The sequence below is a fragment of the Geminocystis sp. M7585_C2015_104 genome (assembly GCA_015295805.1).
Classification (GTDB): domain Bacteria; phylum Cyanobacteriota; class Cyanobacteriia; order Cyanobacteriales; family Cyanobacteriaceae; genus DVEF01.
The window spans coordinates 15,280-34,789 of sequence record DVEF01000005.1 but is presented as its reverse complement, the minus strand read 5'-3'; the positions used below and the strand labels follow the sequence as shown (position 1 = coordinate 34,789).

Annotated in this window: 20 protein-coding genes; 9 read left to right on the top strand and 11 right to left on the bottom strand. The window is 44.8% G+C overall.

Annotation, left to right across the window (positions count from 1 at the left end; all coding sequences use genetic code 11):
• On the top strand, positions 1-722 hold a 722-nt coding region (locus IGQ44_00650), incomplete at its 5' end, for a glycosyltransferase (GenBank protein HIK36491.1).
• Positions 723-752: 30 nt separating this feature from the next.
• On the opposite strand, the gene IGQ44_00645 is transcribed toward IGQ44_00650, so the two are convergent.
• Genes IGQ44_00645 through ndhC form a run of 3 tightly spaced genes read right to left on the bottom strand, consistent with a single transcriptional unit; the run spans position 753 to position 2,463 of the window.
• Positions 753-1,298 (bottom strand): NAD(P)H-quinone oxidoreductase subunit J, encoded by a 546-nt coding sequence (locus tag IGQ44_00645; GenBank protein HIK36490.1) that lies wholly within the window; start codon positions 1,296-1,298, stop codon positions 753-755.
• Positions 1,295-2,047: a photosynthetic/respiratory NAD(P)H-quinone oxidoreductase subunit K gene (gene ndhK / locus IGQ44_00640; protein ID HIK36489.1), complete on the bottom strand. Its 753-nt coding sequence runs from the start codon at positions 2,045-2,047 to the stop codon at positions 1,295-1,297. Before ndhK ends, IGQ44_00645 begins: the two co-directional genes overlap by 4 nt.
• A gap of 53 nt (positions 2,048-2,100) precedes the next feature.
• Positions 2,101-2,463, bottom strand: a complete 363-nt coding sequence (ndhC, locus tag IGQ44_00635; GenBank protein HIK36488.1) for a photosynthetic/respiratory NAD(P)H-quinone oxidoreductase subunit C — start codon at positions 2,461-2,463, stop codon at positions 2,101-2,103.
• Between the two features lie 176 nt (positions 2,464-2,639).
• On the opposite strand from ndhC, the gene IGQ44_00630 reads away from it, so the two are divergent.
• The gene (locus IGQ44_00630) at positions 2,640-4,583 is read left to right on the top strand and encodes a penicillin-binding protein (protein HIK36487.1); all 1,944 of its coding nucleotides are present in this window, start codon (positions 2,640-2,642) and stop codon (positions 4,581-4,583) included.
• Here IGQ44_00630 and IGQ44_00625 read toward each other — a convergent pair.
• Entirely contained in the window at positions 4,580-5,794 is a 1,215-nt protein-coding gene (locus IGQ44_00625) for a type II secretion system F family protein (protein HIK36486.1), read from the bottom strand. The genes IGQ44_00630 and IGQ44_00625 overlap by 4 nt on opposite strands.
• 11 nt (positions 5,795-5,805) lie before the next feature.
• Positions 5,806-6,912 carry a type IV pilus twitching motility protein PilT gene (locus IGQ44_00620; GenBank protein HIK36485.1) on the bottom strand — a complete coding sequence of 369 codons (1,107 nt, stop codon included), beginning with the start codon at positions 6,910-6,912 and terminating at the stop codon, positions 5,806-5,808.
• Positions 6,913-7,162: 250 nt separating this feature from the next.
• On the opposite strand from IGQ44_00620, the gene IGQ44_00615 reads away from it, so the two are divergent.
• Entirely contained in the window at positions 7,163-7,510 is a 348-nt protein-coding gene (locus tag IGQ44_00615; protein ID HIK36484.1) for a hypothetical protein, read from the top strand.
• A 268-nt stretch (positions 7,511-7,778) separates the two neighbouring features.
• On the opposite strand, the gene IGQ44_00610 is transcribed toward IGQ44_00615, so the two are convergent.
• The 5 genes from IGQ44_00610 to ruvA form a co-directional block, all read right to left on the bottom strand.
• Complete coding sequence (locus IGQ44_00610) at positions 7,779-8,498, bottom strand: PHP domain-containing protein (GenBank protein ID HIK36483.1); 720 nt, start codon at positions 8,496-8,498, stop codon at positions 7,779-7,781.
• A gap of 160 nt (positions 8,499-8,658) precedes the next feature.
• Positions 8,659-9,942 carry a glycosyl transferase gene (locus IGQ44_00605; protein HIK36482.1) on the bottom strand — a complete coding sequence of 428 codons (1,284 nt, stop codon included), beginning with the start codon at positions 9,940-9,942 and terminating at the stop codon, positions 8,659-8,661.
• Between the two features lie 94 nt (positions 9,943-10,036).
• Positions 10,037-11,371 (bottom strand): glycosyltransferase, encoded by a 1,335-nt coding sequence (locus IGQ44_00600; GenBank protein HIK36481.1) that lies wholly within the window; start codon positions 11,369-11,371, stop codon positions 10,037-10,039.
• Positions 11,372-11,417: 46 nt separating this feature from the next.
• Entirely contained in the window at positions 11,418-11,825 is a 408-nt protein-coding gene (locus IGQ44_00595) for a hypothetical protein (GenBank protein ID HIK36480.1), read from the bottom strand.
• Between the two features lie 122 nt (positions 11,826-11,947).
• Positions 11,948-12,577, bottom strand: coding sequence for a Holliday junction branch migration protein RuvA (gene ruvA / locus IGQ44_00590; protein HIK36479.1), 630 nt, complete (start codon positions 12,575-12,577; stop codon positions 11,948-11,950).
• A gap of 180 nt (positions 12,578-12,757) precedes the next feature.
• Here ruvA and IGQ44_00585 point away from each other — a divergent pair, with 180 nt between their 5' ends.
• On the top strand, positions 12,758-13,867 hold the full coding sequence (locus IGQ44_00585) for an AI-2E family transporter (protein HIK36478.1): 1,110 nt from the start codon (positions 12,758-12,760) through the stop codon (positions 13,865-13,867).
• Here the strand turns inward: IGQ44_00585 and IGQ44_00580 are convergent.
• Complete coding sequence (locus tag IGQ44_00580; protein HIK36477.1) at positions 13,832-14,596, bottom strand: hypothetical protein; 765 nt, start codon at positions 14,594-14,596, stop codon at positions 13,832-13,834. The genes IGQ44_00585 and IGQ44_00580 overlap by 36 nt on opposite strands.
• A gap of 157 nt (positions 14,597-14,753) precedes the next feature.
• Here IGQ44_00580 and cysE point away from each other — a divergent pair, with 157 nt between their 5' ends.
• From cysE to IGQ44_00555, 5 genes are all read left to right on the top strand, one after another.
• Positions 14,754-15,434 carry a serine O-acetyltransferase gene (gene cysE / locus IGQ44_00575; GenBank protein ID HIK36476.1) on the top strand — a complete coding sequence of 227 codons (681 nt, stop codon included), beginning with the start codon at positions 14,754-14,756 and terminating at the stop codon, positions 15,432-15,434.
• A gap of 15 nt (positions 15,435-15,449) precedes the next feature.
• Entirely contained in the window at positions 15,450-15,653 is a 204-nt protein-coding gene (locus tag IGQ44_00570; GenBank protein HIK36475.1) for a heavy-metal-associated domain-containing protein, read from the top strand.
• Positions 15,654-15,656: 3 nt separating this feature from the next.
• Positions 15,657-17,255, top strand: coding sequence for a S8 family serine peptidase (locus IGQ44_00565; GenBank protein HIK36474.1), 1,599 nt, complete (start codon positions 15,657-15,659; stop codon positions 17,253-17,255).
• 45 nt (positions 17,256-17,300) lie between these two features.
• Positions 17,301-18,533, top strand: coding sequence for a GAF domain-containing sensor histidine kinase (locus IGQ44_00560; protein HIK36473.1), 1,233 nt, complete (start codon positions 17,301-17,303; stop codon positions 18,531-18,533).
• Positions 18,534-18,600: 67 nt separating this feature from the next.
• Entirely contained in the window at positions 18,601-19,473 is an 873-nt protein-coding gene (locus tag IGQ44_00555) for an S-methyl-5'-thioadenosine phosphorylase (protein ID HIK36472.1), read from the top strand.
• Positions 19,474-19,510: the final 37 nt, after the last annotated feature.

The following is a 19,510-nucleotide window of genomic DNA, read 5'->3' as shown; positions in this document are numbered from 1 at the left end:
GTAGTGGTTACGGATTTACGTTACCCCCAAAAGTGCCCATTATAGCCGTAAGCAAACACACTCAGGCCTATTGGGGAAGACATGCCCCCAACTCGCTAATTTTCTACCTGCCCAACGAGATTTCTCCTGAGTATCAGAATCGGCATCAGGATAGGCCCATCGACGTTTTAGTCCAGAAACGTAAGTCTTCTAAATATCTCTTGGAAAAACTGGTGCCTGCTTTGAAACCTCATTGTAATTTGGTTTTAATAGACTCTTGGGTGGAAGACTTGGCATCCCTGTTTAATCAGACTAAAGTATATCTGTACGATTCCAGCGAATATTGGTGGCAAACGGGGTTGACAGAGGGATTTGGCTTACCTCCCCTAGAGGCCATGGCTTGTGGCTGTACAGTTTTTTCTAGTATTAATGATGCCCTTTCTGACTATTTAGATCCTGGTTTTAACTGTCAAAAACTTAGGGTTTATTCTCTTGAATACGATGTTCATAGAATACTAAATGCCGTAAAAAACTGGCAACTTCGTGACAATACTGAATTATTGCGAAGATATAGAAGAGAGGCAATAGAAGATAGATTAAAGACAATATTGGAGCAGATTGATTTTTTCTTCAATTATCAAAAAATAGTAGAAAAGAGTAACATACCTAGTTTAAGTGGAGGGTTGGTAGAGAGGATGATAGGAAGAATTAAAAAGAAGATAGGCGGCGTGGTAAAAAGATAGAAACCCCCAAAGGAGGGGGCGAAAGGGGGATTAATAGGCGTCTTGTAATTCGTAGAAGTCGGGGGAGACGTAGTCTTTGCGCAATGGCCAACCTACCCAGTCTTCGGGCATAAGGATGCGTTTGAGGTTGGGGTGTCCCTCATAGATTATACCAAACATGTCATAGGACTCCCGCTCTTGCCAGTCCGCACCCCGCCAAATCCAATATACGGAGGGCACTCTGGGGTTTTCCCTGTCCAAGAATACCTTGATTCTCACCTCCTCTGGCTTGGTGACGTTGTCTGCCACTTTGATGAGGTGGTAGAAACTAACTAGTTGTTTTCCCGGACCTAAATCGTAAGCCCCTTGACACTGGAGGTAGTTGAAGCCATAGTTGTAGAGAGCCATAGCTACGGGTATAAGATGCTGTGGCTCCACCCTGATTAATTCTACACCGCAATGGTCCGGTTCGAGGGGCTCATGGGGCAAACCGTTTTTGGTAAGCCACTGGGAAACAACCCCAGCCGGGACTATTTCTGCAGTTTCGGTTTTGTTGGGGGTTTCAGGGGAAGGTTGATTGTGGATTTCCTCTGTCATGACTGACTAGCCTCCGGGGTAGTTTCTAAAAGCTTCGGTGTTTCTATTTCTAGGGGCATGCCCATGGCGGCGGCAATTTGGGCTGGTGGTTTTTGCCGAGTCTCGCTACGCAGGTATTTGCCTGTCAATATGGGCTCAACTACTTTGAGACGGTGGGTGGTGGAGTAGAAGCGATGGGTTTGGCTTCTAACCCTGTTTCTTTCCTGAAGGGACTCGTTAGCCACTTTCTTGCGTAGTTTGATTATAGCATCGAAGATGGCTTCTGGGCGAGGGGGACAACCGGGGATATATACGTCCACGGGGATGAGTTTGTCTACACCCCTAACGGCAGTGGGGGAGTCACTGCTAAACATACCGCCGGTGATGGTACAGGCGCCCATGGCAATCACATACTTGGGCTCGGGCATCTCCTCATACAAACGTACTAAAGCTGGAGCCATTTTCATGGTAATGGTGCCGGCGGTGATGATCAAATCTGCCTGACGTGGGCTGGATCTGGGCACCAGGCCAAAACGGTCGAAGTCGAAACGGGAGCCGATCAAGGCGGCAAATTCGATAAAACAACAGGCTGTGCCATAGAGTAGTGGCCAGAGACTAGAAAGCCTTGCCCAGTTGTATAGGTCGTCTAGTGTGGTTAATATGACATTTTCTGATAGGTCTTGGGTCACCTGGTAGGGGGAGGCGGGATTGAGGATTTTCTCTTTTGCCTGTCTTTCTAGGGTTTCCAAGTCTGGAGTGGGGGTGTTCATGGTTATTCCTTCCGGTTACCTGTGTTATTTGTCTATTATATTCAGTTAGGCATTTATGACCATTCTAGCGCGCCTTTGCGCCACGCGTATACCAATGCCACTACTAGTATAGCTATAAATATGAGGGCCTCTATAAAGGCGAATAGGCCTAGGACGTTAAAGGCCACTGCCCAGGGGTACAGAAACACTGTTTCAACATCAAAGATTACAAACACGAGGGCAAACATGTAGTAGCGGATATTGAACTGAATCCAGGCGCCGCCGATGGGCTCCATACCGGATTCGTAGGTGGTACGTCTTTCTGGGCCGCCGGTGGGGGGGCGTAGGAGTTTGGAGGCGGTTAGGGCTAGTGCTGGCACTGCGGCACTGACTATGAGAAAGCCTAAGAAATACTCGTAGCCTTTTAGGACAAACATTTTTCTACCACTTAGGTGAAAATAATTTGTTTTTCCAATGGTTTAAGAGCTATTATAAGTGGTTCATGCTAAAATCGTGCCCGTAGGTATTATTTTGGCGGGGCATATTGGTATTATTTTTTCTAAACGGAGCTATTAGTACAAAAAATCCTGTTGAAAAGGCCTAATTTAAAACTGTGTCATCTACTCGCATTCAAGGCAAAACTAATAATTCTTCTCCCCTGGCTTCTCAGAATTTCCTGGTAGGTGTAGCCCGTGCCACCGTAGGGACTATTTTGGGGCTTACAGTGCTCACCACATCGGCCATTGCTGGGGGGTTAGTGGGCCTGGCCATCAGTTTTCGCAATCTTCCGGATGTGAGAACTTTAAAAACATATGTTCCATCACAAACGAGTTACATTTATGATATAAGGGGGGTATTATTGACTACGTTTCATGGGGAGGAGCATCGGACTGCCGTGCCGTTGGAGGCAATTTCGCCCCATTTGAAATTGGCGGTGATTGCCATAGAAGACAGTAACTTCTATCAGCATAAGGGTGTTAACCCCAGCAGTGTCGTCAGGGCAATGATAGTGAATTTTCAGAGTAAAAGGGTGGTAGAGGGGGCATCCACCCTGACGATGCAGTTGGTGAAAAACGTGTTTCTCAGTCATAAGAGGGCCTTTTCTCGCAAATTAGCCGAGGCGGTGTTGGCTATCAGGGTGGAACAGGTTTTTACCAAAGACGAAATACTAGAGATGTATCTCAATAACATCTACTGGGGACATAACAATTATGGGGCAGAAACGGCGGCCCAGAGTTATTTCAACAAGCCGGCTTCTAAACTAAATTTGGCCGAGGCGGCAATGATGGCGGGGATTATCCAGGCGCCTGAGATTTACAGTCCTTTTGTCAACTATCGTCTGGCCAAGGAGAGGCAAGCCCTGGTGTTAAACAGGATGGTGGAGTTGGGATGGATTACGAAGCAAGAGGCGGAGAAGGCAAAGAAGACGCCCTTGTTGCTGGGTAAACCCAAGGCTTGGCAGACTAGTAAACTTCCCTATGTTACTGATGCAGTCAAACAGGAGTTGATTGAGCGTTTTGGCCAAGATGTCCTGATAAAGGGCGGGTTGCACGTACAAACCACCATCGATTACCATCTTCAGAAAAAGGCCGAACTGATTGTGAGGAAAGCTCACCAAAACCTTCGCGCCTCGGGGGTAAGGGCTGACCAGATTGCCCTAGTTGCTATTGATCCTCGTACCCATTTTGTTAAGACAGTAGTAGGGGGGATAGACTACGAGAAGAGCCAATTTAATCGTGTTTTACAGGCTCGTAGGCAGCCTGGATCTGCTTTTAAACCCTTTGTCTACTATACCGCCTTTGCCACTGGCAAGTACACTCCCTACTCTGTAATTCCCAACTATTCAAAAGGGTTTCGGGAGGGCAGTGGCTTTTATCGTCCTCGCAACTATGGGGGTGACTATGGGGGCGGCGAAGTTACTATTGTTGAGGCACTTAGTAAATCGTTGAATATCCCTGCGGTAGTACTAGGGCAAAGAATAGGGTTGGACAAGGTGATAGAAGTCTGCCGGGTGTTAGGCATTGAAAGTCCCTTGGCGCCTGTAGTCTCCCTGCCCCTAGGTCCTATTGGCGTCACCCCCATGGAGATGGCCAAGGCCTATGCTACCTTTGCCAGCAACGGTTGGCAGTCTCCCACTACCATGATTCTCCGGGTTACCGACAGTCAGGGCAATGTCATTTTGGACAACACTCCCAAACCCAAGTTAGTATTGAACGAGTGGGCGGCCGCCTCTCTTACTGCTACACTACAAAATGTCATAAAAAATGGTACGGCAAGGAGTGCAGACATAGGAAGGCCAGCGGCGGGGAAAACTGGAACCACATCCGCGGAGAAGGATGTATGGTTTGTGGGGTATGTGCCCCAGTTGTCCACGGCCGTATGGATAGGCAATGATGACTTCCGTAGGAGTCTGGGGAGGGGTGTCACTGGTGGAGGCTATGCGGCGCCCATTTGGAGGCAGTTTATGTTGACAGCCCTGAAAAATGAGCCGGTTAAGTATTTCCCGGCCGCCTCTCAGTTTCCCCGCCCCAAACCCAGTGACGGTAAAAGGCCTTAACCCAGTTGGTCGAATATTTTGAACATGGGTAGATACATGGACAGGAGGATAGTGCCCACCAGGAAGGCAATTAGCACCATCATAAGAGGCTCAATCACACTGGTGAGGGCTTTTACTGCCTGTTCCACCTCGTCTTCATAGAAGTCGGCCACCTTCATCATCATGGCGTCTAATTCCCCCGTTTCCTCGCCAATGGTCATCATTTGAATAGCCATAGGGGGGAAGACTTTTTTTTCGGCGATGGCTGTACTTAGCATACCCCCCTCCATTACCGACTCCTTGGCTGCGGCGATGGCTTGGGCGATGACTACGTTAGGGATGGTTTCCTGGGCGATTTCCAAAGACTGGACGATAGGCACTCCTGAACGGGTTAATGTGCCAAAGATGCGACAGAAACGGGCCACGGCGTTTTTCTCATTCAAGGGTCCGAAAATGGGCATCTTTAAAGCCAGACGGTCAATTTGTTCTCTCCCCACTGGGGTTTTGTAGTAGGCGCGGAGGCTAAACACTAGACCTACTATAGTGCCAATGGGGATGAGGATTTTCCAGCTACGCAGAAAGTTACTCAGGTTTACCATGAATTGGGTGAGGCCGGGCAACTCTGCGTCCAATTGTTCAAAGATATTGGCAAAAACGGGCACAAGAAACATGGTCATCCCCAAGAAGGCTAGCACCGCAAAAATCCCCACGGTTACCGGGTAGGCCAATGCGGATTTGACCTGGTTTTGGAGACGTACCATGTCTTCCAAAAGTTTGGCCAGACGATTCATTACCTCGTCCAATACCCCACCAGTCTCCCCTGCTTCCACCATGCTTACATAGAGTTTGTCGAAACAGTCTGGGTGTTTCCGCATGGCATCAGATAGACTAGCCCCTTGTTGCACATCTTTTTCAACAATCTGGAGTACCTTCTTGAATTTGGCATTGGTGGCCTGTTCACTCAAAACGTTAAGGGCACGGACGATGGCAACCCCAGCGTTGACTAAAACGGCGAACTGACGGGAAAAAAGTGCCTTGTCCTTGACGGAAACTGGACTGAGGGCAGCCTCAAGACTGGCAAAGTCCAATTCTATCCCAGCCCGTCGCACTTTGCCGACGGCGGCAAAGCGTCTTTGAAGAATGCGTCTGGCCTCCTGTTCGGAGGAGGCAATAACCCTTTCCTCGAGGATATTGCCAGCTCTGTCCTTTACTTGAGCTATAAATGTAGCCATATGTCACCCCCTTAGCGAGTCTTGGCAGAAACCATGCCTCCTTCGCTTACACCCATGAGACGTTTGTACTCGTCGGGCTTATTGCTCTTGGAAAGACCCTCCTCATAGCTTATGATTCCAGCCTTAGCCAAGTTAGCCAAAGCCTGTTCCATGGTTTGCATGCCTAACTTGCCCCCCGTTTGGATAGCTGAGTAGATTTGGGCGGCTTTTGATTCCCTGATCAGGTTGGCAATGGCAGGGGTTACAATCATAATCTCCTGGGCAAGAGCGCGGCCGAATTCCCCGGGTTTAGGATTTTTCTTCTTGGCAAGACACTGAGCGAATACGGCCAACAGGGAGTTGGACAGCATTGCCCGGATTTGAGCTTGTTCATTGGCAGGAAATACGTCAACAATACGGTCAATAGTACCTGCGGCGGAACTGGTGTGGAGAGTACCAAATACCAGGTGTCCGGTTTCCGCAGCGGTGACGGCCAGGGAGATAGTTTCCAAGTCCCGCATTTCTCCTACTAGGATTATATCTGGGTCTTCCCTGAGGGCGGCCCTGAGGGCATTGGCGAAACTCTTGGTGTCCTCTCCCTTCTGCCGTTGGTGAAACAGACTCTTTATATTGGGGAAAACGTATTCTATAGGGTCTTCTATGGTTAAAATGTGTTCATGACGAGTGCGGTTGATATAGTCCAGGATGGCTGCAAGGGTGGTAGTTTTACCTGACCCAGTTTGTCCTGTTACTAGTATTAGTCCTCTGGGGCGTTCAATTATTTCTTTGATTACCTCTGGCAGTCCCAGTTGTTCAAAATTGGGTATCTTGGAGGATAAGGCCCTTAAACAGGCGGCATAACAACCTCTCTCCTTATAGACATTCACCCGGAATCTGGCTAATCCTTTTACCCCATAAGAACAGTCTAACTCCCATTCTTGTTCTAGGGTTTTTCTCTGGGAGTTGTTCAACATGCTGAAGATCAAACGCTGACACTCTTGTGGACTAAGGGGCTCATCCCCAATGGGTGTCAGTTTTCCATTGATGCGGAAGTATACTGGTGCCCCCGCCTGTATGTGCATATCTGAGCCTCCTAACTCCACCAACTGCTCCATCAAGTCTTCTATCATCAGTTCCATAACTTTTTGCCTCTCCTTCTTCTTCCACTTGTTTTCTCAATATAACTCAACTTCCCTTTCCCACACTAGGGATTTCCTTTACAATTCTTTACTTTTTCTTTTTTTTTCTATTCTGTGGCTAATTTCTACTTGAAATTAGGGAAAATTCACTGGAGAGTTTTATTTTTTTGTCCCTAAATAATTGACGCTAGTTATCATTATAATAGAGTTGTGAAGTCATCAGCTACTAAAGAAAAAAGTCAAAACTATTATGAGCAATAAGCAGGAAAATTTTTTAGAAAAAGCCTTCTACCTAGGGGTGGGGATGGCCAGCTATGCCGTGGAGAAGGTTAGTGCCAGCCTCGGGGAAGTTAATCAAAATCTCCAGGAGTTGAGACAAAAAGCTACTCAATTTTTCCAGGAAGCCGACTTCCCTCAAAAACTACAGCAACTAGCCGATGATATGGTGGCTAAGGGCAAAATCACCACTGAGGAAGCACGTAGGTTTGTCCAACAAATTCTCTCTGAAAATCTTCACCAATCTTCTCCACATGCCCCCCAGTCTTCTTCTGAGCCTCGTATTATCGATATTGAGATCCTAGACGAAGAAGAAGAATAAAATAATAAATGGTAATGGCAATGGTAAAATCTCCTCTTCCCCTTCTTTTCTTCCCTTTTCTCCTCTTCCTTATTTTCAATTACTCTCTTTTGTTGCTGCTCGCTTACCCTACCCAGTTGAAATTTTATTTTAACAATAAATTGCCTAGGGCCACCCCTGGCGGTCACTTCCCCCGCCGTCCTCCCTACCCCCCTAGGGTAGCGCGGCTCGGATAAAATGTCAAGGAGAAAAGGGAAAAATTTTGGTGGGGAGGGGGTTGGCAGGAGGGTCATAAACGGACTAGAATATTAGAACCATGGGTATCAGTGCCACAGGTGGTATGCAGGTTATATTCCTTCGCTAGGAGTAGGGCGAGAGAGGTTTCTGTGGGACTGGGGCACCAGGGGTTAGGGTTACCATAGGCATAATAGGCTTCAATGCCGTCAATCCCCAACCTGTAAGCCTCAAGAATTAACTCTTCGCCACGACGACGATAACGAAAGGGATGGGCAAGGATGGCTAAACCACCGGCAAGGTGTATCGTGTTGATGACGTTTTCAGCTTTGGCGGATTCTCCCTCTGGAGTCTCACCGGTAAGATAAAGTTTCATGTTTTCATCCTCGGGGTTGAAGGCATACCCAAGAATGTGGATGGAAGTACCATTTAAATCAGCTGTAATTTCGACTCCAGTCCAAATTTGTGGCAATGGGCGGGAGGGGTAAAGGGTTGCGGCTTTTTCTAGCCACTGTTTGGCTCTTTCAAACCCTTTTGTGGTATGATGGTCCGTAATGGCTAGGCCTTTTAGTCCTATGGCAATGGCTTGTTCCATTAGCGCCTCTGGTGTGAGTTGTCCATCAGAACAGGTGGTGTGGAGGTGGAAGTTATAATGGTGGGGGCAACTGTTGACGTCTATAATCCCCCAAACTGCTATTAGGGTCTCCCTATTCTGACTCCCACCCTTGTTTGTCGTGGCAGGCAGGGTAGCAGTGGTTTCTTTCTCCAGTAACATCTCTTCACAGACTATTACAAAATATTAAGTTTTAATGTAACAAAAATTCCCGGCACTTGGCGTTAAATACACTCTAGAATTTGTTATGCCTATTATCCTCTCCCCTTATAGTAATCTCAATTTTTGTTATGGGATATTTATGGGAGGGTTATAGGTAATCCTACTTAGCGAGTGGCAAGGGGAGTATTGTTTTAAGTTTCAGCCATGCTTTTCTAATCCTCCACCACTTACTTTTCTGGATTGCCAGAAGCTGGTTTTGGATTTCTTCTCTTTGGGCTATAATCTCATTTAATTGTCGATAGAGGCCGTCTATGGTTTTGTCTTTTTCCCTGACAATTTCATAGGCTTTGTTTAATTCTGCCAATAATTTATCAATCCAGTATTGAGATTCATTTTCTTTTCTCTTTTTCTCCCTTTCATATTCTTGATACCAACGGTAGTAACAATCTTTCTCTCCGACGGCAAAGGGGTTGGGGTATTTCTGCTGTAAGTCAGGGTTTTGACGGTAAACAATTCTGTGATTTGGTGTGATTAACTCGCCGTTGTCAAAGTAGTCATATTTGTAGGGAATCCGGCTAAATTCCTCCTCTCCAGCCTCCTTACACTTTTCTTGGTACCATTTTAGGAGAGATTTGAGGGTATCATTGTATAGCTTATATTTTTCTGGCATTATTCTTTGGGCGTTGGAGAAGTGATAGAAATATAGAGGCTGATTGTTTACTGTTATCCCCCTGTTGAAATCTCCTCGCAGTTGGCGATGGCTAAGATTCCAGTTGGCAACATTATACCCGGGGTGTCTAAGTATCTTTACTTCTTGGAAAAAGGAGGTGACTAGATCTATCCAGCGTTGGTCGGTGTAAATGCCATTCTTATGGTCATCATAACAATAATGATAACATCTATCGCCCCACCACTGGAGAAAATTTTTCCCCTCTGGCGAATTTTTTACTCCTAAAAAACCTAAATTAAATGTGCCATAGCGGAGAAAACAAATTTCATTGTCTAGAATGGCTGAATGTACTTTTTCTGGTTGTAGTTGGTGGGGGGTTAACAATATGCTGGCATGGTTGAAATGAGAAAACAACTCGTCCAGAGGTGAGAAAACTACTACATCGGGGTCTAAGAAGATGATACCATGACAGTTGTATTTTTGGAATAGATACTGGAAAGCGATTGGTTTAATAGCTGTGCATGATTCCAACACTGAATGCTTAAATACCCATTGCGGGAAGTTGGGTATGTTTAACTGGGTGACGGTGACAATATTATCAAATGGCTCATAATCCTGAGGAAAATTTGGAGGGATTGAATCGTTTAAAAACAGGTGGAATGGCACTTGGGAGTGTAGTTTTTTGACAGATTCTGCCAACACTCTTGCCCTTGGTATGTAATTAGCAGCACATACTGTAAAAATATGAATATTCTGGTTGAAATTAACCATCATATTATTGCTAAAAGCGTTTTTCCTCGAAGAATTGAAATTATAAATAGTAAGGAGGCAAAAATTTTATTGGGAGATGGATTTAAACTAAAAATGCTCAGCAATCCGAATAATTTCTTCTTGAAAATATGGAGAATATTTGCAGTTTCTGCCGCAGATTACCCAGTTTGAGGGAGTATAGAGGCAACTGTCGCTCCTGTGAAGGGTGAGATTCATGGCATTTTTGGGAATGATATAATGAGTTTTCCAAGGGAATGAATTTTTTGTTGTCGGGGAAGAGGCTTTGATAAAAATCAAGGAGTTGGCGAGTATTTTTCTGCCAGTTGAGATAGTTGTATACAAAATGTAATCCCCCTTTGATTAGGCGTTGTCGCAGGGAGGGGTTGTTAAGCAATAAATCGATGGCAGGGGGAATGGTTTCTTCATTGACTACTGGCAATATAAGGGCATTTTCCCCATGGGTTAGAAATTTGGCGATGTTGGTGTCGGGGAGAATTACTGGTATTCCCATAGCCAGGAATTCTGGTATTTTTGAGGGAAAACGATAGTCATTAAACTCATCACTCTTGCCGGGTTGAATTAAAACATCTGCTAGGGATAGTATTTCTGGTATTTTTTCTCTCTCCACCCAGCCTAATTCTATAAGATATTTGCGAATCCAGTCCTCTTGTGGTGTCAAAAGGGGAGTATAATCGATGCCAGTACGTATCAGGTAGGTGGGTTTGCCTTCCCTATTCCGTTTGCCGACGGCTAGATAGAGACTTCTGACTTCTGCCACGTTGGTGGCATATACATTGCCGGTGTAGCAAATAATGGTGGCGTGGGGTGGGATGGAAAAATGGGAGAGAAGTTGAGAGTTTTTGCGGCGGGGGTAAAACTGGGATGTGTCGACGCCGGGGTAAACAGTTAGACGGGGAAGTGGGTAGGGTATTAATTGTTGTAGGGTGTCAATGATAACCGTAACCCCGTTGGCATGACGGAGAAACTCTTTAGAATGTTGGGGGTGAGACAAACAAGAAGACATTTTCCTGCCTTCTGTTGCTTCCCATTGGCTGGAGGGGTTTTGTAACAGTCTGGCGGTTACTGCTTCTTCATTATCTTCTAAATGAACCACCAGGCGGAAACTGTAATGTTGAGAAAGTTGCTTACAGTAGATTCTAACATGTTCCCTGGGTGTCCAACAGTGAACTAGGTCGGGGGGTTGTTTATTGTCAAAAAAGTCTGTTATGGTTTGGTATTCATTATACTGAGTAACCTTGTAGAGGTTGGTTCTATTGAGACTGTGGATGCTATTCTTGTCTTTTGGCACTGCGACAACACAATCCAGTCCCATTCTAACCAATTCATTGGCAAAATGGTGCACATGGACGGCACTGTTGGTAGGAAAATCAGAATGGGATACTAGTAAGATATTTCTCAGGACATTCCTCATCTTCTTTCTCGATTTCTGGAGTAAGGGGGTGATATACTATCCTAGACTAGTCCAAAAAGTCAATAAGGACTTCATCTGGTTCATCTACAGAATCATCATCATTTTCTTCGGGAAAAAGGGTAGGAAGGGGGATAGAATTCGGTTTTGCTTGTATTTGTTTTTGGATGTTTTCTACTAGTTTTTCCAAGACACGGAATCTCTCTTCTAGTTTAGCGGTTTCCATGGCTTTTATTTCAACCATCTTCAGTCTATAATCCAGTTGTTGTTGTTGTTGTTTAAGGTTTTTCAACTCCAATTCCGTTTGGTTATACCCCAAGTAAATGCCTATAATTTCTGTAATTAATTGTGGGATTGTTATATTTTTTTTTTCAGCTATAGAGGTTAGTTTGTCTTGCCAATCCTGGGGTATGTTGAGATGGACTGTAAGGGTGTTATTATTTTTCTGGGATTCCATGGTGAATACCAAATGGGGGTAACTGGAGTTTTATTTTAGTCTATAATGGAGGCTTATAAATAAAACCGTAATGGGGGACAATGGGCTTATAATGATACAATGGCAGTGGTTTTGTTAGGTTATTAGTTGGCATTGAGGGATAGAAATTGGATAGCAGTTTTAATCCACTCTTCTAAACGGGGGTTTTTGAGTAAGAGAGAATCTTTGGTGATAACAGAAATAGCCTGTTGAATTTCCGAGGGGGTATACCCCAAGGCTGAAAGGGTTTTCTCCACCTCTTCAACAATATGGTGAGGGGGTGGGGGTGAGTCGGAGGCGGCGGAGGAAGTGGGGGGGAGGGATAGTTTGCCTTTCAATTCTAGGATAATTCTTTCGGCAATCTTATTGCCGATGCCGGGGGTTTTTGTTAAAAGACGGATATTACCAGTGGCGATAGCAGAGATTAAATTCTCCAATTCTAGGGTATCAAGAAGGGAAATAGCCAATTGTGCGCCAACACCAGAGACACCAATAAGTTGTCGGAATAAATCTCTTTCCGCCATAGTAGCAAAACCATATAAAAAAGGTTGCTCATCTCGTATTTGCAGATGGATATAGACAGTCACCAAATTGTGGAGGTTAGCCTGTAACTGTTGACGGAAACGATAGGGTATTTGGATTTCATAGCCTATGTTGTTAATTTCCAAAACAAGAATATGGCGGTGGTGGTGAGTATATATATCGGCAACTATCCCCTTATAATAGCTGTACATTTTTGTTTTCCTTGTGAGAAGTTTCAATTTGGCAAGGCTGAAGGAAATGCCTATACAGTTTATACTGGCAAGGGATTGACAGAAAAGTCATTGGCTTATTCTCCCAAACTGCCTATAATCCCTACTAGGAATGCTCTCATTTCCATATTATTTTAATACAAGTATTACCAAAAACTTTCCATGGAGAATCAGTTAAAGTCAAGGATTGCCTGGGGGAAGACGCCTAAGTGGTTTCGTGTGTTGTTAATTTTCCCGCTGTTATGTTTGAATAGTTTTCTACTTTTGAAGGTGATTGATTATCTCCAGCCTTTTTTTAGTTTTCTGGTTATTGCTTCAATTATCGCCTTTTTGATAGAGTTGGTAGTAAATTTACTAGTAGAAAAAGGGTTAAATCGCGCCTTATCTATAGCCATAGTTGTCCTTTTAACCTTGTTCATTATAGCAGTTAGTAGTTTGATTATTATCCCATTGTTAATCCAACAGTTGAATGACTTGATTGCTAGCATTCCCGGCTGGATTAAACATGGAAGGGATTATTTGCTGTCTTTATCTGACTTGCCCTTTTTCCAGCGTTTTCCCATCAATTTTGATGCCATAATTCAAGATATTACTAACAGAATTTCCAGTATAATTCAGTTTTTGGGTTCTCAAACATTCAACATTGTGTTTGCCACTATTAACCGGGTATTTGATGTTTTGTTTATAGCGATACTAATCGTATTTCTGCTGATTGGTGGAGACAAATTCTGGGAAGGCATTTATAGCTTTTTGCCTCCCCCCTGGAATGAAAAAGTGCCTTTTTACTTCAGGGAAACCTTTAAGGACTACTTTTTTATCCGTTTGATTATAATAGGGTTGGCCAGTTTGTTACGTCTGTTTATTTTCGTGTTGATAGGCATTCCCTCAGCCTTATTCTTTGCCTTCATAATCGGCATTGCGAGTCTAATACCTTTTTTTGGGGCGGTAGTGATGGTGTTATCTTCAATAATATTGCTATTTAAGAGTATAAAATTGGCGATTTTTTTCCTGGTTGCTGCTACTATTATTGAGCAAATAACAGAAAACTTAATAGCCCCCAGATTGATGGGGGAATTAATAGGCTTAAACCCCATATGGGTGATTATATCCCTCTTCTTGGGGGCAAAAATAAGTGGCGTATTAGGAGTATTTTTGGCTGTGCCTACGGCTAGTGTTATTAAGAGAATTGTAGAAGACATGAGGGGGCTAGGAGAAGAGGAAAAAGAGGGGGAATTGCTAGGAGGGGAAAGGAGAAGTGAGGGTAACATCTAAGTCTTCCTCAGGATTTATAGAAATCAATTCTCTTTCCACATCTCCACCGAAGACTAAGCCTCCTATGGCACCAACGGCGGCGCCACCTAGGATTTCCTCTATACCAATGGTTTTATCGCCAGTGACAGCGGCAATGACAGCGGCGGCGGCGGCACCAATTAAGGCGCCTTGCCAGATGGCATCTGTATTCTTACCAGCTGATACCTTCTCAGTACGAGATATTACGCGAGACTGGGCACTAATGGGATATTCCCTCCCATCCTTGAATTTTACCTTATTAGCGACAAAACGAGAACCTCCCTCTGCAGGACGAATTTCTCCCACTATTTCACTGCCGGCTGGGATAACAATTACCCTTTTAGATTGCTCAAAGACATCTCTTTCTACTACGAGGGTGAGAGACATGGTTTCCTCTCTAGTTACTAGAATTTTTTTGGCGGTGGGTAGGGTGGTGGGAATTACCACGCCGGGATTAAGAATTGCCTGTTTAGCAAAAGGGGTAGGGAAGGAGGCAGAGGGGGTTTTATTGGTGTTGGTATAGGTATTAGTATTGGTGTTAGTGTTGACGCCTCTGGGTTGCCAGTAGAGGGGGGAGTTGTTGCGAATAAGTCTATTTGGCTTATAGGGTTTGGCGGCAACTGGTATGAAGCTATTAACCAAGGTAGAAAGAGACAATCCCACGGCGACGGCAGTGGCGGCATTACGAGAAAGACGGGAAGAGGTAAACATGGAATTCATTCCCCGGTAGAATTTCTAGCTTTTCCTGTTGGGGAAGACGTGTTTCATGGGGGTTTGTTTCCTTTTTTTTGCAGACAAACCGTAAATTAATTCTCCGCAACAGGAGCTAAAATTGATAAAGGAGATTAGTAGGTACAAGTAGGCAACTGTGCTTTCACACATCATCGCCGATTTTAAGATTATATTTGAAAGAGATCCGGCCGCCCGTAACTGGTTAGAAGTCTTGTTGTGCTATCCAGGTTTACAGGCCCTCATCTTTCACCGCATTGCCCATTGGTTATATAATCTTGGTTTGCCGGTAATTCCCCGGTTGATTTCCCATTTTGCCCGTTTTCTTACCGGTATTGAGATCCACCCGGGTGCTAAAATAGGCAAGGGGGTGTTTATTGACCATGGCATGGGGGTAGTGATAGGTGAGACGGCAGTGGTGGGGGATTATTGTTTAATATATCAGGGAGTCACGTTGGGTGGGACGGGGAAGGAGAAAGGGAAACGCCATCCAACTCTGGGGGAAAATGTGGTGGTGGGTGCGGGGGCAAAGGTACTGGGAAATATTACAATAGGGGATGATGTGCGTATTGGTGCTGGTTCAGTGGTGTTGAAGGATGTTCCCTCCAATTGTACAGTAGTGGGGATTCCCGGGAGAATAGTATATCGTTCCGGTGTTAGAATAGATCCACTGGATCACAGTAATTTGCCGGACTCCGAGGCTAAGATAATTAGGACGTTGTTGGATAGAATAGAACAGTTAGAGAGACAAGTTGGTGAGTTGAAACAACAATTGGCAGCCAATAAGATGCTAACAACTACAAACGCCACAGAGGAGTAGACTGAGACTGGGCCTATGCATTTTACTGTTACAATCAGAGTGCCTAGTATTTCCTGTAACTCTTGTATAGCAGCGATTACAAGGGCAATCCAGGCGTTGGATGCTAAGGCGGAGGTAAGGGGGGATGTGGAGAGGAAGGTGATAGAGGTGACAACGGCGGTGAGTTTAGATAGAATAAAACAAGCAATCATGGATGCCGGCCATGATGTGGTGGATTAGTGGATGAGAGACTCCCTTGTTTTCCTTACAACCACCCTTGCCATTTTTTCTCTGCCTGTTGCCGCTAACAGCCTGGAGGATTCCCTGTCGGAGAGGGGGATAGACGTGATACGGTTACACCAACCCCCTTACAATTTGACGGGCCATAAGATTAGTATAGGGCAGGTGGAGATAGGTAGACCCAAAAAATTCGGTTTAGACAAACTACCCCCCACCCATCGTCCAATTCCCCTTGCCCGTTTATTTTACCTTGATGCCCCTGCCATCGCCAATAGCAACATTGACAATCATGCAATGATGGTGGCAGGGGTGATGGTAGGCAGACACAAGAGATTTACTGGAGTTGCCCCTAATGCTAGACTGTATGTGGGGGCTATTGGGACTTTAAAATATGCTCAACAACAACAGGAGTGCCTTGCCATTCAAAATATAGCATTGCAGGATGGTGGTAATGTTAGGGCGATTAATATCAGTTTTGGGGAGTCTTTAGCCAGGGATGAGAGGAAAAACCCCCAATTAGATGGTAACGCTTTGTTCACTCAGTGTCTAGACTGGTCTGCCAGACAACATAGTGTTTTATATGTGGTGGCAGGCAATCAGGGTTTGGGGGGTATTCCCATTCCTACTGACAATTACAATGGCATCACCACTGCTTATAGTCGTAAACAGGATGGGGTGTTTAGGAAAGTCGACTTTGCCAATTTAAGTATCTCCCCAGCCAGTATTGCCAAAGCCTTAATCCCTGGGGAAATCAATGTAGGTAGCAGACGTGCAGTTAGTATTTTGGCTCCGGGACATCGCCTTCGGGTGTACAATCTGGAAGGGAGGTTGGAGACCGTTTCTGGTAGTAGTTTTGCAGCTCCCCATATTACTGGTTCAGTTGCCCTCTTGCAGGAGGCGGGGGATAGACTTTGGCGTCGGGGTGTTTTGCCTTCCCTTGACTATCGCCAGCCGGAGGTTATGAAAGCGATTCTGCTTAATTCTGCTGACAAATTGGCGGATAAAGGTGACGGCAATTTGCTGGGAATGACACGCACTGTTTTAACCCAGAGAAACAAAACTTGGCTGGAGAGTGACGCTTATTTAGACCCGAAAATACCCCTCGATATGGAGATGGGCACCGGCCATTTAAACACCATGCGCGCCTATAAACAATTGATAGCTGGAAAATATAGCCACAGGGTTAAAATACCTCCAATTGGTTGGAACTATGATTCCATTGAGGAAAACAACTTTCATGACTACTATTTCTCTGATACATTGAAAGGGGGGAGTTTCATCAGTATAACTATAGCCTGGAATCGTCTTGTTGAACTGGAAGATATCAACGGTAGTGGAAAATATGAACAGGGGGAGAGATTTATAGATAGGGGGTTAAACGACTTGGATTTGGAGTTACTAAAAATTGACAACAAGACGGAAAAGGCCACAATTTGTTCTTCTGTAAGTAAAGTGGATAGTGTAGAACATATTTTTTGTCAGCTGCCTGTGACTGGCAGGTATAAAATCAGAGTTAGATATACTAAAAGAGTCAACCAACCCTCACAAGCCTATGCTATTGCCTGGCAAGCAGTTGGCATTGGCATTAGCCCTCAACCCTGAATGGAAGTTATAATTGATAGTTAGTGAGAGGCGGTGCCAAGAGTCATGGTGAATTATGAGGTTGTCGGCGTTAGCGGTGATTTTCTTTTGCTGTGTGAATCCCAATTAAAACTGTTATTTAGTCAATTCTCCGCACAAGTCAGTACCGTGTATTTGACTCAGGGCGCAGACGGGCCAACCCTAGTGCCCATTATAACATATCCCCAGCAAAATTCCCAACCAGAATTGCCCCTGTTACCTCCCTTTGTGGAAAAAAAATGGGGTAGTGTTTTGGCCAGTGATAATAACGTCAGTACTATTGTTCATAATACTGCCAATCCCCAGTTGCCACATCAGTTAATTCTCCCTCTGATTTACCAGGGGTTGGTTTTTGGTTTACTGGTTATTAGCAGGGAAGACAAGCCTTGGCAAGCCTCAGAAATTATACAAATCAGAGAGATAACACAAACAATTGCCGTCGCCTGTTTCCTGGAGAAGAAGCAGAAGTTGACTGCAGAAAAACTGGTAAAATTGCAACAGTTAAGAGGGGAAGAACATCAATTGTTGGATGATTTTTTGCATCAATTACGCAACCCACTAACTGCTATTATAACTCTGGCAAAGCTTCTTCTGAAGAAACTCAGCCCCGGTGACGGTAACTACAAAGCGGGCGAGGTTATTTTGAGGGAAAGTGAGAGGATGCGAGAATTAATTGCCGATTTTAGTGAGCAGTTTAAACTGGAAAAGGAAACTTCAGATTTAGCAATATACCCCCAGCATGTTAGCTTTTTTTTGACGGAGAAAATAGAAGAGTTTACCCCGGTAGACTTGAAGAGGCTGCTGGAGGAGGTTTTGATTAGTTTTAAGGTTGTTGCCCAGGAGAAGAACATTGAGATCTTGACTGAGATAGAGGAAGATTTACAGCCGATTATAAGCAACAAAAAAGCCTTAAGGGAAATCATCAATAATCTCATGGACAATGCGCTGAAGTACACCCCTGAAAATGGGAAGGTAAAATTGCAACTTTCGAGGGGGGGGGAAGGGAAAGTATTGTTAAAAATTAGCGACACCGGTTGCGGAATTAAACCGGAAGATCAGCCCTACATCTTTGAGAGGAACTATAGAGGCAGCCAGGTAAAGGAGAAAACAAAGGGAAGTGGCCTAGGGCTAGCAATAGTTAGAGATTTGGCGGAAAAACTGAAGATCAAAATAGCCATTAAAAGCCCCTATAGATGGTTAGACAATCAGCAGTTAGATGGAAGTCAATTCTGTCTAGAAATACCCGCAAAACCAGAATAAAATTTTTCCACTCAAAAGGCATGGCGAGGTATAATATAGTAGTCTTTTAAAGAGAAAAAAGGAGAAAATGGAAACAATAAGGATAGGTATAATTGGGGGTAGTGGACTTTACAAAATGGAGGGGTTAGAGGTAATAGAAGAGGTTAATCTAGACACTCCTTTTGGTAAACCCTCAGACAATCTAATAGTGGGCAATCTAGATGGGGTGAAGGTGGCATTTCTCCCCCGCCACGGCAGAAACCACCACCTACTTCCCTCTGAGGTGCCATTCAGAGCTAATATTTATGCCCTAAAGACACTAGGGGTAGAGTATATAATATCAGCCTCTGCAGTGGGCTCGCTAAAACAAGAAATAAAACCCCTAGACTTAGTTATACCAGACCAGTTCATAGATCGCACAAAAAACAGACCCTCCACCTTCTTCGGGGATGGTATAGTAGCTCATGTAGCATTTGGCAACCCAGTATGCGGACAGTTGAGTAAAATTCTAGCCCAAGCGGTGAGGAATTTAAACTTCCCCGATATAAGTTTACACGAGGGGGGCACATATGTGTGTATAGAGGGGCCGGCTTTTTCCACTATTGCGGAATCGAATCTGTATCGCAGTTGGGGGGGGAGTGTTATTGGCATGACGAATCTGACGGAGGCTAAACTGGCAAGAGAGGCAGAAATAGCTTATGCTACCCTTGCCCTAGTTACCGATTATGACTGTTGGAATCCGGAATATGAACATGTTACCGTGGAGACGGTAATTGAAAATCTCCACCGTAATGCTACCAATGCCCAAAAGATAATTAGGGAAACTGTCAAACTGCTTCATCAAAACCCCTTTGTCAGTGTAGCTCATTCTGCCCTAAAAAATGCCATTGTTACTCCCCCCGACGCCATTCCTCCCGCAACTCTTGAGAGGCTGCATTTGTTGTTGAAGAAATACCTCTAAAAGATGGGTTATGGGGGGTAGAATGTAAGGGGATAGG

Coding starts and splice junctions, on each gene's coding strand:
- IGQ44_00645 (HIK36490.1), bottom strand. CDS start 1,298: ATGACAGAGGAAATCCACAATCAACCTTCCCCTGAAACCCCCAACAAA.
- ndhK (HIK36489.1), bottom strand. CDS start 2,047: ATGAACACCCCCACTCCAGACTTGGAAACCCTAGAAAGACAGGCAAAA.
- ndhC (HIK36488.1), bottom strand. CDS start 2,463: ATGTTTGTCCTAAAAGGCTACGAGTATTTCTTAGGCTTTCTCATAGTC.
- IGQ44_00625 (HIK36486.1), bottom strand. CDS start 5,794: ATGGCTACATTTATAGCTCAAGTAAAGGACAGAGCTGGCAATATCCTC.
- IGQ44_00620 (HIK36485.1), bottom strand. CDS start 6,912: ATGGAACTGATGATAGAAGACTTGATGGAGCAGTTGGTGGAGTTAGGA.
- IGQ44_00615 (HIK36484.1), top strand. CDS start 7,163: ATGAGCAATAAGCAGGAAAATTTTTTAGAAAAAGCCTTCTACCTAGGG.
- IGQ44_00610 (HIK36483.1), bottom strand. CDS start 8,498: ATGTTACTGGAGAAAGAAACCACTGCTACCCTGCCTGCCACGACAAAC.
- IGQ44_00605 (HIK36482.1), bottom strand. CDS start 9,942: ATGATGGTTAATTTCAACCAGAATATTCATATTTTTACAGTATGTGCT.
- IGQ44_00600 (HIK36481.1), bottom strand. CDS start 11,371: ATGAGGAATGTCCTGAGAAATATCTTACTAGTATCCCATTCTGATTTT.
- IGQ44_00595 (HIK36480.1), bottom strand. CDS start 11,825: ATGGAATCCCAGAAAAATAATAACACCCTTACAGTCCATCTCAACATA.
- ruvA (HIK36479.1), bottom strand. CDS start 12,577: ATGTACAGCTATTATAAGGGGATAGTTGCCGATATATATACTCACCAC.
- IGQ44_00585 (HIK36478.1), top strand. CDS start 12,758: ATGGAGAATCAGTTAAAGTCAAGGATTGCCTGGGGGAAGACGCCTAAG.
- IGQ44_00580 (HIK36477.1), bottom strand. CDS start 14,596: ATGTTTACCTCTTCCCGTCTTTCTCGTAATGCCGCCACTGCCGTCGCC.
- IGQ44_00570 (HIK36475.1), top strand. CDS start 15,450: ATGCATTTTACTGTTACAATCAGAGTGCCTAGTATTTCCTGTAACTCT.
- IGQ44_00565 (HIK36474.1), top strand. CDS start 15,657: ATGAGAGACTCCCTTGTTTTCCTTACAACCACCCTTGCCATTTTTTCT.
- IGQ44_00560 (HIK36473.1), top strand. CDS start 17,301: ATGGTGAATTATGAGGTTGTCGGCGTTAGCGGTGATTTTCTTTTGCTG.
- IGQ44_00555 (HIK36472.1), top strand. CDS start 18,601: ATGGAAACAATAAGGATAGGTATAATTGGGGGTAGTGGACTTTACAAA.